The sequence below is a fragment of the Micromonospora endolithica genome (genome assembly GCF_003626595.1).
Classification (GTDB): domain Bacteria; phylum Actinomycetota; class Actinomycetes; order Mycobacteriales; family Micromonosporaceae; genus Micromonospora; species Micromonospora endolithica.
Genome location: NZ_RBAK01000018.1, coordinates 33,088 through 52,275, shown reverse-complemented (window position 1 = coordinate 52,275; position 19,188 = coordinate 33,088). Strand labels below are relative to the sequence as shown.

The 19,188-nt window shown below is 72.7% G+C and carries 16 protein-coding genes and 2 pseudogenes; 5 read left to right on the top strand and 13 right to left on the bottom strand.

What is annotated here, in order from left to right; translation table 11 throughout:
• Positions 1–119: 119 nt before the first annotated feature.
• On the top strand, positions 120–4,490 hold the full coding sequence (locus tag D7223_RS29545) for a S8 family serine peptidase (protein WP_120732444.1): 4,371 nt from the start codon (positions 120–122) through the stop codon (positions 4,488–4,490).
• A gap of 113 nt (positions 4,491–4,603) precedes the next feature.
• On the opposite strand, the gene D7223_RS29540 is transcribed toward D7223_RS29545, so the two are convergent.
• The 5 genes from D7223_RS29540 to D7223_RS29525 form a co-directional block, all read right to left on the bottom strand.
• Positions 4,604–4,927, bottom strand: coding sequence for a DUF1416 domain-containing protein (locus D7223_RS29540; RefSeq protein ID WP_120732545.1), 324 nt, complete (start codon positions 4,925–4,927; stop codon positions 4,604–4,606).
• Between the two features lie 5 nt (positions 4,928–4,932).
• Positions 4,933–5,781 carry a sulfurtransferase gene (locus D7223_RS29535; RefSeq protein WP_120732442.1) on the bottom strand — a complete coding sequence of 283 codons (849 nt, stop codon included), beginning with the start codon at positions 5,779–5,781 and terminating at the stop codon, positions 4,933–4,935.
• A 208-nt stretch (positions 5,782–5,989) separates the two neighbouring features.
• Complete coding sequence (locus D7223_RS34160; RefSeq protein WP_337589467.1) at positions 5,990–6,061, bottom strand: Ms5788A family Cys-rich leader peptide; 72 nt, start codon at positions 6,059–6,061, stop codon at positions 5,990–5,992.
• 67 nt (positions 6,062–6,128) lie between these two features.
• The gene (locus tag D7223_RS29530; protein ID WP_120732440.1) at positions 6,129–6,914 is read right to left on the bottom strand and encodes an LmeA family phospholipid-binding protein; all 786 of its coding nucleotides are present in this window, start codon (positions 6,912–6,914) and stop codon (positions 6,129–6,131) included.
• A 77-nt stretch (positions 6,915–6,991) separates the two neighbouring features.
• On the bottom strand, positions 6,992–8,032 hold the full coding sequence (locus tag D7223_RS29525) for a hypothetical protein (RefSeq protein ID WP_120732438.1): 1,041 nt from the start codon (positions 8,030–8,032) through the stop codon (positions 6,992–6,994).
• Positions 8,033–8,279: 247 nt separating this feature from the next.
• On the opposite strand from D7223_RS29525, the gene D7223_RS29520 reads away from it, so the two are divergent.
• The 4 genes from D7223_RS29520 to pstS (D7223_RS29505) all read left to right on the top strand — a co-directional run bounded on the left by D7223_RS29520 (position 8,280) and on the right by pstS (D7223_RS29505) (position 12,146).
• Positions 8,280–8,999 carry a winged helix-turn-helix transcriptional regulator gene (locus tag D7223_RS29520; protein ID WP_186832331.1) on the top strand — a complete coding sequence of 240 codons (720 nt, stop codon included), beginning with the start codon at positions 8,280–8,282 and terminating at the stop codon, positions 8,997–8,999.
• A gap of 150 nt (positions 9,000–9,149) precedes the next feature.
• Complete coding sequence (locus D7223_RS29515) at positions 9,150–10,052, top strand: polysaccharide deacetylase family protein (RefSeq protein ID WP_120732435.1); 903 nt, start codon at positions 9,150–9,152, stop codon at positions 10,050–10,052.
• A 105-nt stretch (positions 10,053–10,157) separates the two neighbouring features.
• Positions 10,158–11,084, top strand: coding sequence for a mycothiol synthase (gene mshD / locus D7223_RS29510; RefSeq protein ID WP_120732541.1), 927 nt, complete (start codon positions 10,158–10,160; stop codon positions 11,082–11,084).
• A 3-nt stretch (positions 11,085–11,087) separates the two neighbouring features.
• Positions 11,088–12,146 carry a phosphate ABC transporter substrate-binding protein PstS gene (gene pstS / locus D7223_RS29505; RefSeq protein WP_120732433.1) on the top strand — a complete coding sequence of 353 codons (1,059 nt, stop codon included), beginning with the start codon at positions 11,088–11,090 and terminating at the stop codon, positions 12,144–12,146.
• 56 nt (positions 12,147–12,202) lie between these two features.
• Here the strand turns inward: pstS (D7223_RS29505) and D7223_RS29500 are convergent, their stop codons facing one another.
• The 8 genes and pseudogenes from D7223_RS29500 to D7223_RS34360 all read right to left on the bottom strand — a co-directional run.
• Positions 12,203–12,946: a winged helix-turn-helix transcriptional regulator gene (locus D7223_RS29500; RefSeq protein WP_120732539.1), complete on the bottom strand. Its 744-nt coding sequence runs from the start codon at positions 12,944–12,946 to the stop codon at positions 12,203–12,205.
• A gap of 144 nt (positions 12,947–13,090) precedes the next feature.
• The gene (gene pstB / locus D7223_RS29495) at positions 13,091–13,870 is read right to left on the bottom strand and encodes a phosphate ABC transporter ATP-binding protein PstB (RefSeq protein WP_120732431.1); all 780 of its coding nucleotides are present in this window, start codon (positions 13,868–13,870) and stop codon (positions 13,091–13,093) included.
• A gap of 18 nt (positions 13,871–13,888) precedes the next feature.
• Positions 13,889–14,959, bottom strand: coding sequence for a phosphate ABC transporter permease PstA (pstA, locus tag D7223_RS29490; protein ID WP_120732429.1), 1,071 nt, complete (start codon positions 14,957–14,959; stop codon positions 13,889–13,891).
• On the bottom strand, positions 14,956–15,939 hold the full coding sequence (gene pstC / locus D7223_RS29485; RefSeq protein ID WP_120732427.1) for a phosphate ABC transporter permease subunit PstC: 984 nt from the start codon (positions 15,937–15,939) through the stop codon (positions 14,956–14,958). Before pstC ends, pstA begins: the two co-directional genes overlap by 4 nt.
• Positions 15,940–16,048: 109 nt before the next feature.
• The gene (gene pstS / locus D7223_RS29480; RefSeq protein WP_120732425.1) at positions 16,049–17,149 is read right to left on the bottom strand and encodes a phosphate ABC transporter substrate-binding protein PstS; all 1,101 of its coding nucleotides are present in this window, start codon (positions 17,147–17,149) and stop codon (positions 16,049–16,051) included.
• Positions 17,150–17,366: 217 nt separating this feature from the next.
• Entirely contained in the window at positions 17,367–17,846 is a 480-nt protein-coding gene (locus D7223_RS29475) for a hypothetical protein (RefSeq protein WP_147252671.1), read from the bottom strand.
• Between the two features lie 181 nt (positions 17,847–18,027).
• Positions 18,028–18,729 (bottom strand): annotated as a pseudogene (locus D7223_RS29470) (NUDIX hydrolase); the annotation flags it as partial.
• Positions 18,730–19,017: 288 nt separating this feature from the next.
• A pseudogene (locus D7223_RS34360) lies at positions 19,018–19,140 on the bottom strand (NUDIX hydrolase); the annotation flags it as partial.
• Positions 19,141–19,188: the final 48 nt, after the last annotated feature.

Sequence of the window (19,188 nt, the reverse complement as noted above, 5' to 3'; positions counted from 1 at the left end):
CACGTCACTGACCGAGTACTGACCGAGAACTTTCATTGATCAGCGTCAGCACCACGGTCAGCATGACTCTCATGCGGGCGCCCGCAACCCGCTCGGGCCCGCGAACGTGGGGAGGAACTGTGTTCGTACGACCATCCGCGCGATCACCGCTGAGGCGCGCGGCCGTCGCGCTCGGCGCGTTCGTGCTCGGGCTCACCGCCCAGCCCGTGCTCGCCACCCCGGCGGCGGCCACCCCGACCCGGGCCACCGTGGCTCCCGCCGTGAACGCGGCGATCGGCGCGACCGGCAGCACCACGTTCCTGGTCTACCTGCGCGAGACGGCACCGCTCGCCGACACCGCGAAGCTGCGCGACCCGGACGGCCGGGCGCGCGAGGTGCACCGCCGACTGACCGACACCGCCGACCGCACCCAGCGCGGCCTGCGGGAACTGCTCGACGCCCGGAAGGCCGAGCACACCGGCTACTGGATCGCCAACGCCGTCCGGGTGCGTGGCGACCGGGCCCTGCTCGACGAGGTGGCCCGCCGCCCCGAGGTGGCCCGGATCGAGCCGGCCCGCAGTTACCCGCTGGTCCGGCCGACGCCGTCGGCCGACCGGGCTCGCGCCGCCGGGGCCGAGTGGGGCCTGACCGACATCGGTGCGCCCCGGGTGTGGACCGAGTTCGGCGACCGCGGCGAGGGCGTCGTGGTGGCGAACATCGACAGTGGCGTGCAGTACGACCACCCCGCGCTGGTCGGTTCCTACCGGGGCAACTCCGGTGGCGGCAGCTTCGACCACGCCTACAACTGGTACGACCCGGCCGGTGTCTGTGACGACCCGGCGCCCTGCGACAACAACGACCACGGCACGCACACCATGGGCACGATGGTGGGCGACGACGGCGCCGGGAACCAGACCGGTGTCGCGCCGGGCGCGCGGTGGATCGCCGCCAAGGGCTGCGAGGACCGGTCCTGCTCGGACGCGTCGCTGCTGGCCGCCGGTCAGTGGGTGCTGGCCCCGACCGACCTGGACGGGCAGAACCCGCGACCGGACCTGCGTCCGGACATCGTCAACAACTCGTGGGGCGGCGACGGGGGCGACCCCTGGTACCAGCAGACCGTCACCGCCTGGCGGGCCGCCGGGATCTTCCCGGTCTTCTCCGCCGGCAACGACGGCCCCGCCTGCGGCAGCGCCGGTTCACCCGGCGACAACGCCAACGCGTACGCGGTCGGGGCGTACGACTCGTCCGGCGCGATCGCCGGCTTCTCCGGTCGCGGCTCCGGCACCGACCCGCTGAAGCCGAACGTCGCCGCGCCGGGGGTGGACGTGCGCTCCACCGTGCCCGGCGACGGCTACGAGGCGTTCGACGGCACGTCGATGGCCGCGCCGCACGTGGCCGGCACGGTCGCCCTGGTCTGGTCGGCGGCACCGAGCCTGCGCGGTGACGTCACCGCCACCGAGGCGTTGCTGGACCGCACCGCCCGGGACACTGACGCCACCACGTGCGGCGGCACCCCGGCCGACAACAACGTGTTCGGCGAGGGCCGGCTCGACGCGTACGCGGCCGTGCAGGCCGCCCCGCGCGGAGCGGTCGGCCGGATCGTCGGCACGGTGACCCGGGCCGGTGACGGCGCCCCGGTCGCCGGCGCGACGGTCGGCGACGGCACCCGCAGCGTCACCACCGGCGCGGACGGCCGGTACGCGCTGACCGTGCCGGCCGGCGAGACCACCCTGACGGTGTCCGCCTACGGCTACGTCGGGCAGTCCGCGACGGTCACCGTGGCCGAGGGCGGCACGACGACCCGGGACTTCGCCCTGGCGGCGACGCCGACGGTGACGGTCAGCGGTCGGGTCACCGACGGCTCCGGGCACGGCTGGCCGCTGTACGCGCGGATCGACGTCGCCGGGCGTCCCGGCGGGCCGGTCTTCACCGACCCGGTCACCGGCCGGTACTCCTTCACCGTGGCCGGCGACGACACCTACCGGGTGACGGTGACCGCCCGCTACCCGGGCTACCGCACGGTGACCCGGGACGTCGAGGCCGGCGCGGACGCGCTCACCGTCGACGTGGCGGTGCCGGTGGAGGCGGCCTGCACCGCCGCCGGGTACACCGGCAGCCTGAGCGCGCCGCTGCTGAACGAGACCTTCGACGGCACCACCGCACCGTCGGGCTGGTCGGTGGTCAACCGGACCGACAAGGGCGGGTGGGCCTTCGACGACCCGGGCGGGCGGAACAACCTGACCGGCGGTTCCGGCGGCTTCGCGATCGTCGACAGCGACTTCCTGGGCTCCGGCAACCGCCAGGACACCGACCTGGTGACCCCGACGGTGGACCTGACCGCGGCACCGGCGCCGGTGCTGCGCTTCCGCAGTGACTGGCGGGCGGTCGGGGTGACCGACACCGCCGACATCGACGTCTCCACCGACGGCGGTACGACCTGGGCCAACGTCTGGCACCAGACGGCCAGCCGGCGCGGGCCCCGGGTCGAGGAGGTGCCGCTGAGCGCGGCGGCGGGAGCGTCGTCGGTCCGGGTGCGGTTCCGGTTCACCGGCACGTTCGCCTGGTGGTGGCAGGTCGACGACGTGAGCCTGGTCAACCGGGACTGCACGCCGGTCCCCGGTGGCCTGGTCGTCGGCACCACCACCGACCGCAACACCGGCGCCCCGCTCAACGGGGTCACCGTGACCAGTGTGGACCGGCCCACCGACCGGGGTGTGTCGGCCGCGACGCCGGACGACCCCGGTCAGCCGGACGGCTTCTACTGGCTCTTCTCCGGGCTGACCGGCAGCCACCCGTTCACCGCCTCCCGCACGCCGTACCAGCCGGTCACCCGGGACGTCACGGTTGTCGCCGACGACACGCGACGGGCCGACTTCGCGCTCGCCGCGGGGCGGCTCACGGTCACCCCCACCACGATCGAGTCGCACCAGCCGTACGGCAGCACCCGCACCACCCGGGTGACGGTCACCAACACCGGCACCGCGCCGGCCGACGTGGAGGTGCTGGAACGGGCCGGCCGGTTCGAACTGCTGAACCGGGCCGGAGCGCCGCTGCGGGAGCAGAAGCTGAAGGGCATCAGCAAGACCCGGAACGGCACCGCGTACGGCGGGCCGGCGGCGGACGCCGGCACCACGGTTGACGACGCGTGGACCCGGGTCGCCGACCTGCCGGCCGCGGTGTTCGACAACGGGGCGACCTGGCTGGACGGCCGGGTCTACTCGGTCGGCGGCGGCAGCGGCACCGGGACCGAACGCCGGGCCTGGGCGTACGACCCGGACGCCGACGCCTGGTCGGCGCTGCCGGACCTGCCGGCGGAGCGGGCGAAGCCGGCCGTCGCGGCGGTCGGCGGGAAGCTGTACGCCATCGGCGGCTGGGGTGCCGACGACGACACGGTGGCCACGGTCGACGTGTTCGACCCGGCGACCAACGCGTGGGCGACCCTGCCCGGCGTGACCAACCCGACCCCGGTGGCGGCGGCCGGAACGGCGGTCGCCGGCGGCAAGGTCTACCTGGTCGGCGGGTGCGCCGACGCCGACTGCACGGACACCGACGCGCTGGTGGCGTTCGACCCGGAGACGGGCACGTTCGGCACCGGAGCGCCCTACCCGCACCCGGTCGCGTGGCTGTCCTGCGGCGGGATCGGCGCCCAGGTCTACTGCGCGGGCGGCACCGGCGAGACCGAGTACACCGACGCCCACCGGTACGACCCGGCGAGCGACACCTGGACCCGGTTGCCGGACCTGCCGCTGGAGCTGTGGGCGTCGCAGTACGCGGCGGCCGGCGGGATGCTGGTGCTGGCCGGCGGGGTCACCGCCGGGTCCACCACGGTCACCAACCGGACGGTCGGGTACGACCCGGCGACCGGTGGCTGGCGGGACCTGCCCAACTCCGCGTTCGCCCGGTACCGGGGCGCGGGGGCGTGCGGGGCGTACAAGGTCGGCGGGTCGCCCACCTCCTTCGTGGGCTCGCCGCAGACCGAGCGGTTGGGCGGTCTGGAGCAGTGCGCCCAGGAGTCGGACCTGTCCTGGCTGAGCACCGCCCCGACCACCTTCACGCTGGCCCCGGGGGCGTCCCGGACGGTCACCGTCACGCTCACCGCGACGGCCGCCGCCGGGGTCGCGCAACCCGGCCGGTACGCCGGTGAGCTGCTCCTCGCCGCGAGCGTGCCGTACCCGGCGCCGCAGGTGGCGGTCGAGATGAACGTCTCGCCGCCGGCCAGCTGGGGCAAGATCCAGGGCACGGTGACCGGGGTGACGTGCGGTGGGGCGACCGTCGGCGTACCGGCCACGGTGCGGGTGAACCTGGTCGGCGGCACCACCGGGTACACGCTGACGGCCGACGCGCGCGGCCGGTACGCGTGGTGGCTGCCGAAGGGGCGGTACGAGGTGATCGCCGCCAAGGACGGCTGGGTGCCCGAGGTGCAGCGGACCCGGGTCGACGCGGGCATCGTCGGGACGCTCGACTTCGCCCTGGACCCGTCGTCGGGTTGCACGAGGGCGACCGGCATCTGACCGCCACGGTGGCCGCCGGCCCGCTCCGGTCCGGCGGCCACCATCGCACCGCGGCGGACGACTGTGGCCCGCCCCCTGGTCGGGGGCGGGCCACGGGCCGATCAGAGCGTGGATCAGGCGGCGACGGTGACGGCCACCTCGTTGATGCCCCGGCCGGCGGTCACCGCGGTGTCGCCGTTGCCGTGCCGGGACAGCGCCCGCAGCGTCCAGCTGCCGGGGGCGGCGAAGAAGCGGAACTGCCCGGCGGGCGAGGTGACCACCTCGGCGGTGAACTCCCCGGTCGAGTCGAGCAGCCGGACGTACGCGCCCGGCACGGCCTCGCCCACGTCGGAGCGGACCACGCCGGTGATCACGGTTTCCTTCTCCAGGTCCAGGCTGGCCGGCAGCGGCGCGGCCTGGTCGGGCGCCGCGCAGCCGGCGGCGGTGGGTGCGGTCATGGTGATCACGCCTTTCCGGGCTCGTCGCCGAGCGCGACCGGCACGCCGACCAGCGAGCCGTACTCGGTCCAGGAGCCGTCGTAGTTCTTCACGTTCTGGTGACCGAGCAGCTCCTGGAGGACGAACCAGGTGTGCGAGGAGCGCTCGCCGATCCGGCAGTAGGCGATGGTCTCCTTGCCGTCGTCCAGCCCGGCGTCGGCGTAGATCTTGCGCAGCTCGTCGTCGGACTTGAAGGTGCCGTCCTCGTTGGCGGCCTTGGACCACGGCACGCTGATCGCGGTGGGAATGTGCCCGGCCCGCTGTGCCTGCTCCTGGGGCAGGTGGGCGGGGGCGAGCAGGCGGCCCGCGTACTCGTCGGGGCTGCGCACGTCGACCAGGTTCTTGGTGCCGATCGCGTCCACGACCTCGTCCCGGAAGGCGCGGATCGAGACGTCCGGCGCCTGCGCGACGTACTGCGTCGCCGGGCGGGTCACCGCGTCGGAGACCAGCGGGCGGGCGTCCAGCTCCCACTTCTTGCGGCCACCGTCGAGCAGCTTGACGTCGCGGTGCCCGTAGAGCTTGAAGTACCAGTACGCGTACGCGGCGAACCAGTTGTTGTTGCCGCCGTAGAGGACCACGGTGTCGTCGTTGCCGATGCCCCGCTCGGAGAGCAGCTTCTCGAACTGGCTGGAGTTGACGAAGTCCCGCCGGACCGGGTCCTGGAGGTCGGTCTTCCAGTCGAGCTTGATGGCACCGGCGATGTGCCCGGTGTCGTACGCGGAGGTGTCCTCGTCGACCTCGACGAAGACGACGCCCGGGGCGTCGAGGTTCTTCTCGGCCCACTCGGCCGAGACGAGCGCGGTGTCGCGACTCATCAGATCACTCCCTGGTGAGGATGGATGGTGAGCCAACGCGCGGAAATCGATGACTGTCGTTGTCGTGCCGCGCGCGGGACCCGGAGCGTAGGAACGGATCGGGGGTACGTGCGACGGCGCCGCTGTCGGGCGTTCGGTGGGGGAGCACCGGACGGGTCGATGGACCCGGAGTGCGCTGCCGTTCAGGCAGCCGAGGACAGCCCCGCCGTCAGATGACGGGGCGACACAGGCAGGTGGCCACGCGGCACAGGTCGACCGCGCGCCGTTTGGTGAGGTGCATCCCCATGGCCAGGGAGCTTACCAGCCAGTGACCGGGACGCCACCGGACCGACCAGCATCCGGGACGGTCAGGTCGCCGCGTTGATCGGCACGTTCTTCGCGTCGGCGGTCACCGCGAGCCCCTCGGGCAGCGGCCGGACCTCCCGGACGGCGAGTTGGAACGGCAGGTCGGGCAGGGGTACGTCGATCGAGATGCTCTGCGCGTAGTTGTTCAGCAGGGTGCGGGCCAGCGGCACGTTCGGCAGCCCCTCGGCCGCGAGGTCCTTGAAGCGCAACGCCACCTCACCCTGCTCGCCGACGGTCACGTCGGCGGTGCCGTTGACGGTGAGTCGCTGCCCGAGGATGTTCACCGGGGCGGTCACGGCCAGCCGACCGTCCCGCTCGCCCAGCGTCAGCCCCTCCCGGTCGAGCAGCGCGGCCAGGCTCTCGTAGCTGATGGTGCCGGTGCCGTTGACGGTCTCGGCGACCACCTCGCCCTGCCCGGAGCGGATGGTGTCCAGCGACGCGGTCACGTTGCGGGCGTCCACGTCGAGCTTCGGCAGCGTGACGGCGTCGCCCTGCACCGACGCGCGGACGTCCGTCATCCCGATCGAGATGCGCTCGTACCGGCCGTCGAGCACCTGGGTGAGGAACGGGAACCCGCCGACCTCGACCGAGGGCGGCGACGACTGGGCACCCTGCTTCGCCACCTCCTGGCGGACCTGGTCGGTGATGGCCCGCTCGGCCACCCCGGCCGCCACCCGGTCGGCCACCACGAGCAGCCCGCCCAGGACCAGGAGCAGCACCACGAGTGTGACGAGCACCTTGCGCCCGCGCCGCCGGGGCCGCTCCTCGTACGCGTACTCCTGCGTCACGCCGCCTCCTGTCGACCGGTGTCCGGTGCCACTGTGGCGGACCGGTGGTACCCGAACGGGGTTTCGCTCAACCGTGTTCAGAACACGAGCTTGCACATGAGGTACGCGGTCGGCGCGGCGAACGCGAAGCCGGCCAGCGGGCCCTGCAGGTGCCGGGCCTCCCAGAGTGTCGGCGGCTCCCCCGCCATCAGCCGGCCCGCCTCCGCGTACCCCGCGGCGAGGTCGGCGAGCACGGCCGCGACCGCCGCGACCAGGCCGATGAGCGCGGCCTTGGTGGGGGTGAAGGGGGTGACCAGATAGCTGCCCAGAAGGGCGCTGCTCAACGTGCCGACCATCGCGCCGCCGACCACGCCGGCCGCGCCGCGGGGCACCTGGGGGGCCAGCCGCGGCCACGCCGCGAAGGCGTCGGTCACCCGGGCGACGGTGAGCGCCACCCCGGCGGCCAGCAGACCTACGGTGATCGTCTGGGTGCCCGCCGGGATCCGGCTGAGCAGGATCAGGGTGGCGAAGGTGACGACCCCGGCGGCGATGAGCGCGGTGCCCCGGAGCGAGTCGGTCAGGCGGGCCCGGTCGACCCGGCGGACGAGCTGGCCGAGCACGGCGAGCAGGAGAGCGGCGACCGCGACACCGAACAGCGGCAGGAGACCGGGCTCGTCCATCCGTACCGCCACCACGTCGGCGACCACCGCCGCGCCCACGCCGATCCCCGCGACCAGCAGGGTGGCCGGCGGACGCAGGGCGGTTGACCAGGCGAGCACGAAGAGCACCTGCACACCGAGTACGACGATGGCGAAGGGCAGCCGGTGCCCGGGGCCGGAGGTCTGCGCCGCGAGCACCAGGCCCAGCCCGAGCAGGGCGGCGAAGCCGGCGACGGCCAGCGCCAGCGGACGCCGTACCGGCACCGGCGGCACCACCTCCTCCTCCGGTTCGTCCGGCGCGTCGTCGGAGCGGCGGGGCGGCTCGCCGCCCCGCCGGGCACGACGCGGACCGCCCCGGCGGTCGCCGTCGTCGTCCTCACCGGGTCCGGTACGGGGCACGGGTGCGGCGCCGGCCGGGGCCGGACGGGGCCCGTCGGGCCACGGGTCACGGCCGGTCTCTGGCGAACTGGCGGGATGCACGGGTCCGATCGTGCCAGACCCGCTGACCGAAGCGGGGATCACGGTTTCGGCGACGTTAAAAGGTGAGCCGCGATCAAGGGCAACTCGGGCAAAAAGGAAAGGACGCGAAGGTGCGGCCGGAGCGATCGGTTACGCTCATGCCGTTACCCGCCCGTCAGCGACGCCGGGACCCACGCAAGTTCATCAGCGCACGTCCGGTTCGGACTGCTGCTGGTCGCGCGCGGCCGATGCGGCCGCCGGGACGGAGGTGATCGTGGAGATCCTGCTGCTGGTGACCGCGCGCGCAGGGGAACCATCCGCTGTGCTGCCGGCACTCGACCTGTTGCCCCACTCGGTCCGCACCGCACCGCGGGACGTCCGCACCCTGGTCGCCGGCCCCAGCCCGGACGCCGTCCTGGTGGACGCCCGGTCGGAGCTGAGCGAGGCCCGCGCCACCTGCCGCATGCTGCACGCGACCGGGCTCGGCGTGCCGCTGGTCGCGGTCGTCACCGAGGCCGGGTTGATCGCGCTCAACGCGGACTGGGGTGTCGACGACGTCATCCTCGCCTCGGCGGGTCCGGCCGAGGTGGAGGCGCGGCTGCGCCTCGCGGTCGGCCGGCTGAGCAACGCGACCGCCGGGACCGGCGGCTCGGTGCGCGCCGGCGAGCTGTCCATCGACCCGGACACGTACGCCGCCAAGCTCAAGGGCCGGCCGCTCGACCTCACCTACAAGGAGTTCGAGCTGCTGAAGTTCCTGGCCCAGCACCCGGGTCGGGTCTTCACCCGGGACCAGCTGCTGCGCGAGGTCTGGGGTTACGACTACTTCGGCGGCACCCGCACGGTGGACGTGCACGTGCGGCGGCTGCGGGCGAAGCTCGGTTCGGAGTACGAGTCGATGATCGGCACGGTCCGTCAGGTGGGCTACAAGTTCGTCGTACCGCCGTCCCGCTCGCTTCCCGAGTCGGAGCACGTGCCGCTGCCGGTCTGACGTCACCCGAATATCCGGAACTATTGCGATCTGCCCGTTTTGCACGGCTAACCCGACTTATTCTGACTGCCGGGTTTGCTGGGCGGAGGGAGAGATCGTGCGGATATCGACCACGGGGGCGGCGGCGACCGGGCCGGGACGGATCCACTGATGCGGGTCAGTCCGGCCGTTCGCACCCTGGGCATCGTCACCCTGGTGCTGGCCGCCCTGCTCGGCTCCGCGTACGCCCTCGGCCGCAGCCTGGTACCGGATCCGTCCGGCCGGGGCGTCACCACCAGCGCCACCGGTCCGCACTACGCCGACCAGCCGTCGACGGACAGCGGCCGACCCTCGCCCGACCAGGGGCCGCACTCCGGCGGCGCGCCGAACGAGACCGATCAGTCCGAGCAGGCCGAACAGGGCGAACCCGGCGGGCAGGCCAGCCAGACCGGGGTCCCGCCGAACACCGGCGAGACCTACGGTGCCCACGCCACCACCGGCACCGCCACCGTCGCGCTGACCTTCGACGACGGACCACATCCCCACTACACGCCCCAGGTGCTCGACATTCTCCGCGAATACCAGGTGACGGCCACCTTCTGCGTGGTCGGCGAGAACGCCCAGAACCATCCCGACCTGATCCGGGCGATCGTGGCCGACGGCCACACCCTGTGCAACCACACCTGGAACCACGACGTCCGGCTCGGCTCCCGCTCCCCCGACCGGATCCGGGCCGACCTGATCCGCACCAGCGAGGCGATCCACGCCGCGGCGCCGGACGCCCCGATCTCCTACTACCGCCAGCCCGGCGGCGCCTGGACCTACGAGGTGGTCTCGGTGGCCGAGGAACTCGGCATGGTGCCGCTGCACTGGACGGTGGACACCTCGGACTGGCAGCTGCCGGGCGCCGGCCGGATCGCCGCCTCCGTCATCACCGGCGTCGAGCCCGGATCGGTGGTGCTGATGCACGACGCCGGCGGCGACCGGCAGGGCACGGTGGACGCGCTGCACCGGATCCTGCCGGACCTGACCAGCCGGTTCCAGGTGGGGGCGATGCCGACCGGCCGCACCTGATGCGGCCGGCCCCGGCCACCGCCACGCGGAGCCGGCCGGCCCCGGTCTCCCCGGCGTTGCGCCCGCCGCCCCCGGCACGTGCTCACCCCGGACTACGGTGACCCCATGAGCAGTGCGGAACCGACCCTCGACCAGGTGACCCGGACCGACCGGCTGGAGCCGGCGGAGGTGGCTGACGTGCTGGCCCTCGCCCGGTTCGCCGGTGACACCGACGGGGCCGACCCGTTCGACGAGCACGTGCTGCTCCGGCTCCGCGACCCCGAGGCCGCCGCCGCGCACCTCACCGCCCGCGCCGACGACGGCACCCTGACCGGGTACGCGCACCTGGACACCACCGACCCCGCCACCGGGACCGGCGTAGAGTTGGCGGTCCATCCCGCCTACCGGCGACGGGGCACCGGCCGGGCGCTGGCCCGGGGCGTACTCGCCACGGCCACCGGGCCGCTGCGGGTGTGGGCGCACGGCGACCACCCCTCGGCCGCCGCGCTCGCGGTCGACCTCGGCTTCTCGCGGGCCCGGGTGCTCTGGCAGATGCGCCGGCCGCTGACCGCGCCAATCCCGGAGCCGCGCCTGCCCGACGGGGTGACCCTGCGCGCGTACCGGCCCGGGGTCGACGACGCGGCCTGGCTGGCGCTGAACGCCCGGGCCTTCGCCGGGCACCCGGAGCAGGGCCGGTGGTCCGCCGACGACCTGCGCGTACGCCTCAACGAGCCGTGGTTCGACGCGGCCGGCTTCCTGCTCGCGGTCGGTGAGCCCGACGGCCGGCTGCTGGGCTTCCACTGGACGAAGGTGCACGAGCGCCCCGGATCAGCCCGCATCGGCGAGGTGTACGTGCTCGGGGTCGACCCGGACGCCCACGGCGGCGGCCTGGGCAAGGCGCTGACCGCGGCGGGCCTCGCCCACCTTCGGGACCGGCGCGGCCTGGACCGGGTGATGCTGTACGTCGACGAGTCGAACACCGGCGCGGTGGCGCTCTACGAGCGGCTCGGCTTCGCCCGCTGGTCGGCACACGTCAACTACCACCTGGGCTAACCGGTGCGCACCCGACGGCTCGGCGCCGGCCTTGCGGCACTGCTGCTGGGCGTCGGGGCGTGCGTGACGGAGCCCGGCACCGGCCCGGTTCCCGGCGGACGGTGCGCCGCCGGCACCCTGGACGCGCAGGGCTCCTCAGCCCAGCGCAACGCGATGGAGATCTGGACCCGCGCCTACCAGCGGTCCTGCCCCGGCTCGACGATCAACTACGAGCCCACCGGGTCGGGTGCCGGCATCAAGGCGCTGGTCGCCGGCACCGCCGACTTCGCCGGCACTGAGTCGCTGCTCAAGCCGAAGGAGCGGGAACAGGCCGACGCACAGTGTTCGGGCGGCCGGACGATCAGCCTGCCCATGGTGATCGGCCCGGTGGCGGTCGCCTACCGGCTCAGCGGCGTCACCGAACTCCGGCTGACCCCGACGACCCTGGCCCGGATCTTCGCGGGCGCGATCTCGACCTGGGACGATCCCGCCGTACGCGCCGACAACCCCGGGGTCGACCTGCCCGCCACGCCGATCCAGCCGGTGCACCGGTCGGACGACTCCGGCACCACCGAGACCTTCACGACCTACCTCGCGGACTCGGCACCGGGTGACTGGACCCTCGGCGCGGACCGTAAGTGGCTGGGGCGGGGCGGGATTGGCGCGGAGGGTTCGGAGCGGTTGACCGAGGCGATCGCCGACACCGAGGGCGCGATCGGCTACCTGGAGCTGTCGTACACCCGGCGGGAGGGCCTGCCGGTGGCCCGGATCCGCAACGCGGCCGGCGAGTTCGTCCCGCCGTCGGCGCAGGGTGCCGCCAAGGCGGTGACCACGCCGGGGGACGGTCTGACGGTCGAGGTGGACAGCGACACCCGGGCGGCGGGTGCCTACCCGATCGTGCTGGTCACCTATGAGATCGTCTGCGATCGGGGACTGGCCCCGGACGAGGTGCCGCTGGTGCGGGGCTTCCTCGGCTGGACGGCCAGCGCCGAGGGTCAGATGGCCATCACCGACCTGGGCTACGCGGCGTTGCCGGAGGGGTTGCGCCGCCGGGTGGCCGCCGAGGTGGAACGGATCTCCTGACCGCTCCGCGCCAGGTCACAGTCGATGTTCACCGATCGGCGACGTCGATGCCATCCTCACTCGGCGACTGTCGACACCGCGCACGGCACCAGGCGATAGCCCAGTCCGCGTACCGTCACGATCATCGGCTGTTGGCGACCATCGGCCATGAGCCGCTGGCGCAGTCGCTTGATGTGCACGGTCAGAGTGTTCGAGGTGGCTCCGACTGATCCGTTCCAGACCGCCGACAGCAGTTGCTCACGGGTGACGGTCCGGTCCGCGTGCGTCATGAAGAAGTACAGGAGCTTGAACTCCTTCAACGGCAGCGCCACCGGCCGGCCGTGCAGCGTGACCTCGTAGGTCGCGGGGTTCATCCGGAGACCGCCGATTTCGACGGGGGGATCCAGAGTTCCCGCCGTCTCCGCCCGGATGCCGCGCAGGATCGGCACCACCTCGTCGAGCCGGTACGGACGGCGGACGCAGGCTGTCGCGCCCGCCTTCAACGCGGCCACCACCACCGAGCCGTCGTCGTCGCCGACTCCGACGATCGTGGGAATGCCCGCCCGTCCGGTCAGCAGACCGGCCAGATCGATGCTGCTCATCGTTGCCAGGCCGGCCGCGACGACGGCCGCGTCGGGCTGGAGCACACCGGCGGCCAGAAGGGCCTCGGCGGCGTGCGCGAAGTGGTGCGCGTGCACGCCGTGATCTGCCAGGCGTGCCACGAGGTCCGCGCCGACGGTCTGGTCGTCGTCCAACACGAGCAGCACGAAACGCCCGCCGGACCGGCTGTCACCTCTGGTGATGTCGGCCAGGTTGTTCATCGGCACCGGCTCCGATCAGCATCAAACCCGTTGCCGCCGGCGGCCCGACGGTTCAGGGCGCGGTATCGCGCGGCGGGCCTCGTGGACAAGGACGCCGATCGGCGGTGGCCGCGGTCCCCCGACCCCGACCACCGCCGAACCGGATCAGCCGAAACGTCCGGTGATGTAGTCCTCGGTCGCCTTGACCGAGGGGTTGCTGAAGATCCGCTGGGTGGCGTCCATCTCGATGAGGCGGCCCGGCTTGCCGGTGCCCTCGATGTTGAAGAAGCCGGTGCGGTCACTCACCCGGGCGGCCTGCTGCATGTTGTGTGTCACGATCACGATCGTGAAGTCCGACTTGAGCTGGTAGATCAGGTCCTCGATGGCGAGCGTGGAGATCGGATCCAGGGCCGAGCACGGTTCGTCCATCAGGAGCACCTCCGGCTTGATGGCGATGGCGCGGGCGATGCAGAGGCGCTGCTGCTGACCACCGGAAAGGCTTGAACCGGGCCGGCCGAGGCGGTCCTTGACCTCCTCCCAGAGGTTGGCGCCCCGCAGCGAGCTCTCCACCAACTCGTCGAGCGTCGCCTTACGCATCCGCCCGGAGTTGAGCCTGACCCCGGCCGCCACGTTGTCGTAGATCGACATGGTCGGGAACGGGTTCGGACGTTGGAACACCATGCCGACGTGGCGGCGTACGGCCACCGGGTCGACATCCGAGCCGTACAGGTCCTGTCCGTCCATCACGACCTTGCCGGCGACGGAAGCACCGGGGATGACCTCGTGCATCCGGTTGAGTGAGCGGAGAAAGGTCGACTTCCCGCACCCGGAGGGGCCGATGAGGGCAGTCACCGACTGCGGCTCGATCGACATGTTGACAGACTCCACGGCCTTGAACGAGCCGTAGAAGATGTCCAGATCGGAGACGTCAATGCGCTTGGCCACGATGAGTCCTTTCCTGGATCAGCGGCTGTTCAGGCTGAAATAGCGGGAGATGGCGCGGGCGACGAGGTTCAGGAGCATCACGATGACGAACAACGTGAGGGCCGCCGCCCACGCCCGGTCGACGCCGAACTCCGGCGGCACGCCCGGGATGGTGTACGAGTAGTAGGTGAAGATGGGCAGCGACGACATCCGGCCCTCGAAGAGGTCGGCGTTGAGCCGGGTGGTGCTGCCCGCGATGATCAGCAACGGTGCGGTCTCGCCGATCACCCGGGCCACCGCGAGGGTGACGCCGGTGGCGATGCCCGCCGCCGCCGTCCGCAGCACCACCTTCACCACGGTGCGGGACTTGGAGACACCCAGCGCGTACGACGCCTCCCGCAGTTCGTTCGGCACCAGCTTGAGCATCTCCTCGGAGGAGCGCACCACCACCGGCACCATCAGCACCGACAGTGCCACCGCGCCACCGATACCGAACCGGACACTCGGCCCGAAGAAGATCGCGAACATGGCGAAGGCGAACAGACCGGCCACGATCGACGGGATGCCGGTCATGACGTCCACCAGCAGGGTGACCGCGCGGGCCAGCCTGCCCCGGCCGTACTCGACCAGGTAGACGGCGCACATGATGCCGATGGGCACCGAGATGACGGCAGCCGCCGCGGTGATCAACAGGGTGCCGACGATCGCGTGGTAGGCACCGCCGCCTTCGCCCAGCACACCCCGCATGGTCTGGGTGAGGAACTCCCCGTCGAATCGCTCGATCCCGTTCTGCACCACGGTGATCAACAGTGAGACCAACGGCAGCAGGGCGAGGACGAAGGCGCTCGTCACCACGACGGTGACCAGCCGGTCCTTGGCCCGGCGGGCACCCTCCACCTGACGGGAGACGACGGTCAGCACGAGCCCGACGCCGACCACCGCGAAGGCCGCGGCGAGCATCAGGTTGACGTCGAACAGCAGGCCGGCGGCCAGACCGACGGCGAGGATCCCGGCCACGATCGCCGGCGGGACCCACCGGGGCAGCATGCCGCTGGTCAGCGAGTTCTGGACCCGCTTGCGGTCCGGCGGGGTGACGGTCGTCGAGGTCATGCGTTGGCTCCCGAGAACTCGCGCCGACGGGCGATGACCGCACGGGCCACGTAGTTGACCAGGAAGGTGAGGGCGAACAGCACCAGGCCGGAGGCGATCAGGGCGTTCACCGCCAGGCCGCTGGACTCCGGGAAGTCGAGCGCGATGTTGGCCGCGATCGTGTTGCTGTTGACCGAACTGATCAGGTTGCCGGTGATGACGTCCGCCGGCGAGAGCACCAGGGCGACGGCCAGCGTCTCACCCAACGCCCGGCCGAGGCCGAGCATCCCGCCGCTCACGATGCCGGACTTTCCGAACGGCAGCACCGTCTGCCGGATCATCTCCCAGCGGGTGGCGCCGAGCGCCAGCGAGGCCTCCTCCAGCAGCCGGGGCGTCTGGAGGAACACCTCCCGGTTCACCGCCGTCATGATCGGCAGGATCATCACGGCGAGCACCAGCCCGGCGGTGAGCATGGTGCGGCCGGTCGCGGAGGTCGGGCCGGCGAAGAACGGGATGAAGCCGAGCACGTCCTCCAGCCACTGGTACACCGGGACCAGGTTCGGCGCCAGGAAGAAGATCCCCCACAGCCCGTACACGACACTCGGCACGGCGGCCAGCAGGTCGACCAGGTAACCGAAGAAGGCGGCGATCTTTCGGGGCGCGAAGTGCGAGATGAACAGCGCGATCCCGATCGACAGCGGGAAGGCGACCAGCAGCGCGATCACCGCCGCCAGCACCGTGCCGTAGAGAAGAGGCGCGACGTAGGCGAAGAAGCTCTTGTCGCCGGGCAGGTCCTCCGCGTCCGCGATGAGGGCCGGGTAGCCCTCGTAGAGCAGGAACGCGGCGACCGCCGCGAGGGTGACAAGGATCAGGACACCGGACGCGGTGGCGGTGCCGGAGAAGATCCGGTCGCCGGTGCGTCGGCGCGACCCGGTCCAGGCACTCGCCGGTTGCCCACCGGGGAGCGGTGCCCCGCTCCGGGCGGTGGCGGGTGTTGTCACGTTGCGCCTCCTCAAGGCTGTCCAGTGACGGTCAGGGGTGGGACGGCCGGAGGGTCCGGCCGGTCTGGAGCGACCGACCGGACCCGCGGGCCCGTCAATTCAGTTGGCGTCAGCCCTTGACCTTGATGGCGTCAATGGCCTTCTGGGCCTCACCGCGCAGCTTGTCGGAGATCGGCGCGGAACCGGCGTTCTTGGCGGCGGCCTGCTGACCCTCCTCGCTGACGAGGTAGGAGAAGAAGGACTTCACCAGGTCGGCGGTCTGCTGGCTGTCGTAGCTGGTGCAGGCGAGCTGGTAGGAGACCAGGACGATCGGGTAGACGCCGTCGGCCTTGGTGTCCCGGGGCAGGTCGATCGCGTAGCTGAACTCGCCACGACCGCTGACCTTCTCGGCCGCGTCGACGACGGCCGCGGCCGCCTCCGGCGAGTACTCGACGAACTTCTCGCCGACCTGGATCGCGGCCACTCCCAGGTCACCGACCTGGGAGGCGTCGATGTAGCCGATGGTGCCCTCGCCACCACGCAGTGCCGCGGCGACGCCCTGGGTCTGCCCGGCGCCCTCGCCGCCCTTGGCCGGCCAGTTGCCGTCGACCTCGTACGGCCAGTCCTGCGGGGCCGCCTTGGCGAGGTAGTCGACGAAGTTCTCCGTGGTGCCCGACTCGTCCGAGCGGTGCACGGTGGTGATGTTGGTGGCCGGCAGGGTGGCGCCCGAGTTCAGCTGGGCGATCGCCGGGTCGTTCCACTTGGTGATCTTGCCGTCGAAGATCTTCGCCAGCACCGACGCGGAGAGGTTCAGCTTCTCCACCCCCGGCAGGTTGTAGGCCACGGCGATCGGGCTGATGTAACCGGGGAACTCGATGTAGCCGCCGCCGCAGGTCGAGGTGGCCGCGGTGACCTCCTCGGGCTTCAGGTAGGCGTCCGAGCCGGCGAACTGGGTGCCGCCGCTGGTGAACTGCTTGCGGCCGGCGCCGGAACCTGTCGGGTCGTAGGTCACCTCGGCGTCCGGCGCCTTCGCGGAGAAGCCGGCGATCCAGGCCTGCATGGCCGCGCCCTGCGCGGAGGAGCCAGCGCCAGCGAGGTTACCGCTGACCTCGGCGGCCGCACCGTTGCCGGTGTCGGAACCGCTGTCGTCGTCGCCACCGCAGGCGGCGACACCAAGAGCAAGCATGGCCGCGACCGGCAGGGCGGCCAACCGAAGGGTCTTGCGATTCACGGTGATGAAACCTCTCTGAGGTCTGGGAGATCCGCCGTTCGGTCCGATTGGCGAGTCAGTTTCTCGATCGCGGTGGACGCTACGAGGCGTACCTAAACGACTGGACCGGGCATGGTGAACGAAGGGTGAACAAGCCGTGTCCGCCCCAGCTCTCGGCGGCGCCCTGGCGCGTGAGCAGGGCGGCGGGGCCGCCGGGACGCGCCGCCGGCGAGGCCGGTCACCCCTGCTCGCGCACGATCCGCCAGCGTCTCGCCTGCTCCGCGGAGAGGGCGTACGACACCACCGCCGACCGTCCGCCGGCCGAATCGGTGATCCGCTGCAAGGGAAGCCCATAGGTGGGGTAGTCGTGGTAGGCCTTGACGATCCGGGTCAGACCGCCGAGCGCCCCGATCACCTTCTCCACCGACATGCCCAGCTCGGCGGCGATGTCGCCGACCGGCAGGCGTTGACCGGGTCGGACGGCGAGCAGGTCGAGGATGGCGGCCACCGTCTGGTGGGTTCGCGAACGCCCCTGGGCGAACCGCCGAAGCTCCCGGACCGGCCACTCCCTGCCGGTCACCGCCGCGCCGCGGGTGCGCTGGCTGGGCCGCGGCAGCGGCCGGGCGACCCGGTCGAGATCCTCGATGAGCCGGGCGATGTGGCCCACGTACTCCACCGGCACCGCGATGTGCACCAGGTTCGTTTGTGGTGGCAGCATGCCGGCTGCCCCCGGCTTGTGCCGTCGACCCATTGTCCCGTCCGAAAGTCGCTCGACCAATGCTGGATGAACGACGCGTCGGGACCGGCGGCGCATCGTGGTGGCGTCAAAGTATCACTACTTGGTAACGCTTGATCGGTTCACGCCGAGGCGACACCGCCACCCGGAAGCGGTAGCCGCCTCAGCGCAGCAGGAAACGCGGTTCGCCGCCTTCGGGAGCGAACTCCAGCCGAGGCGTCACCGGGCTGGCGGCGTCGCGGGACCGCGCGGCCCGGGCCACTCCCGCCAGGTCGCCGCACGCGGCGACCTCGTCGAGGGTGACCAGGGTGGGCGGAAGCATGGTCAGCTCACCCGCCGCCGCCCGGTCACGCGCGTCGGCCGGCCGGGCCCAGAGCACCCGGTCGGCCTCCCGGGAGACGTCCCGGGTCCGCTGTCCCGCCGGCAGCAGGGCCACGAAGAAGTACGTGTCGAAGCGGCGCGGCTCGAACTCGGGCGTGATCCACCGGCTCCACGGCAGCAGCAGATCCGACCGGAGGGTGAGCCCGCGTTGGGCCAGCAGGTCGGCGAAGCCCACCTCGTGCCGTTCCAGGGCGACCCGGGCCGCCTCCCAGTCGTCGCCGCTGACGTCGCCCACCACCGTGCCGGCGTCCGGGCCGGCGAGCAGCACCCCGGCCTCCTCGAACACCTCCCGGGCGGCGGCACAGACCACCGCCTGCGCGGCCTGGGCGGTCAGACCGAGCCGGGCGCCCCACTCCTCGGGGCCCGGTCCCGCCCAGCCCGGGTGCGCCTGGGAGTCCGACGGATCCACGCCGCCACCCGGAAAGGCGTACATCCCGCCGAACGCCATCGCGGCGACCCGCCGGATCAGGTAGACCTCGAAGCCGACCCCGGCGACCGACCTGGAATCGGCCGGGTCGGCCGGGGCCGCCGGGTCGGCCGGGTCGGCCGGGGCCGCCGGGGCGGCCGGGTCGGCCGGGGCCGCCGGGGCGGCCGGGTCGGCCGGGGCGGCCGGGTCGGCCGGGGCGGCCGGGACCGTCGGGGCGGCCGGGACCGTCGGGGCGGCCGGGACCGTCGGGGCGGCCGGGACCGTCGGGGCGGCCGGGACCGTCGGGGCGGCCGGGACCGTCGGGGCGGCCGGGACCGTCGGGGCGGCCGGGACCGTCGGGGCGGGACGGAGCAGCAGCACGGTGGCCGCGACCCGGGGCACGGCCGGGACGGCACCCTCGGCGCGGAACCGGCGGGCGTGCTCCACCAGCGCCGGTGGGGCGGGGAAGCCGTCGCGGTCGATCGTCATGTCGGGAGCCTAGGCCACGCGCCAGCCCCGGTGCGCGGCCTGGTTCCG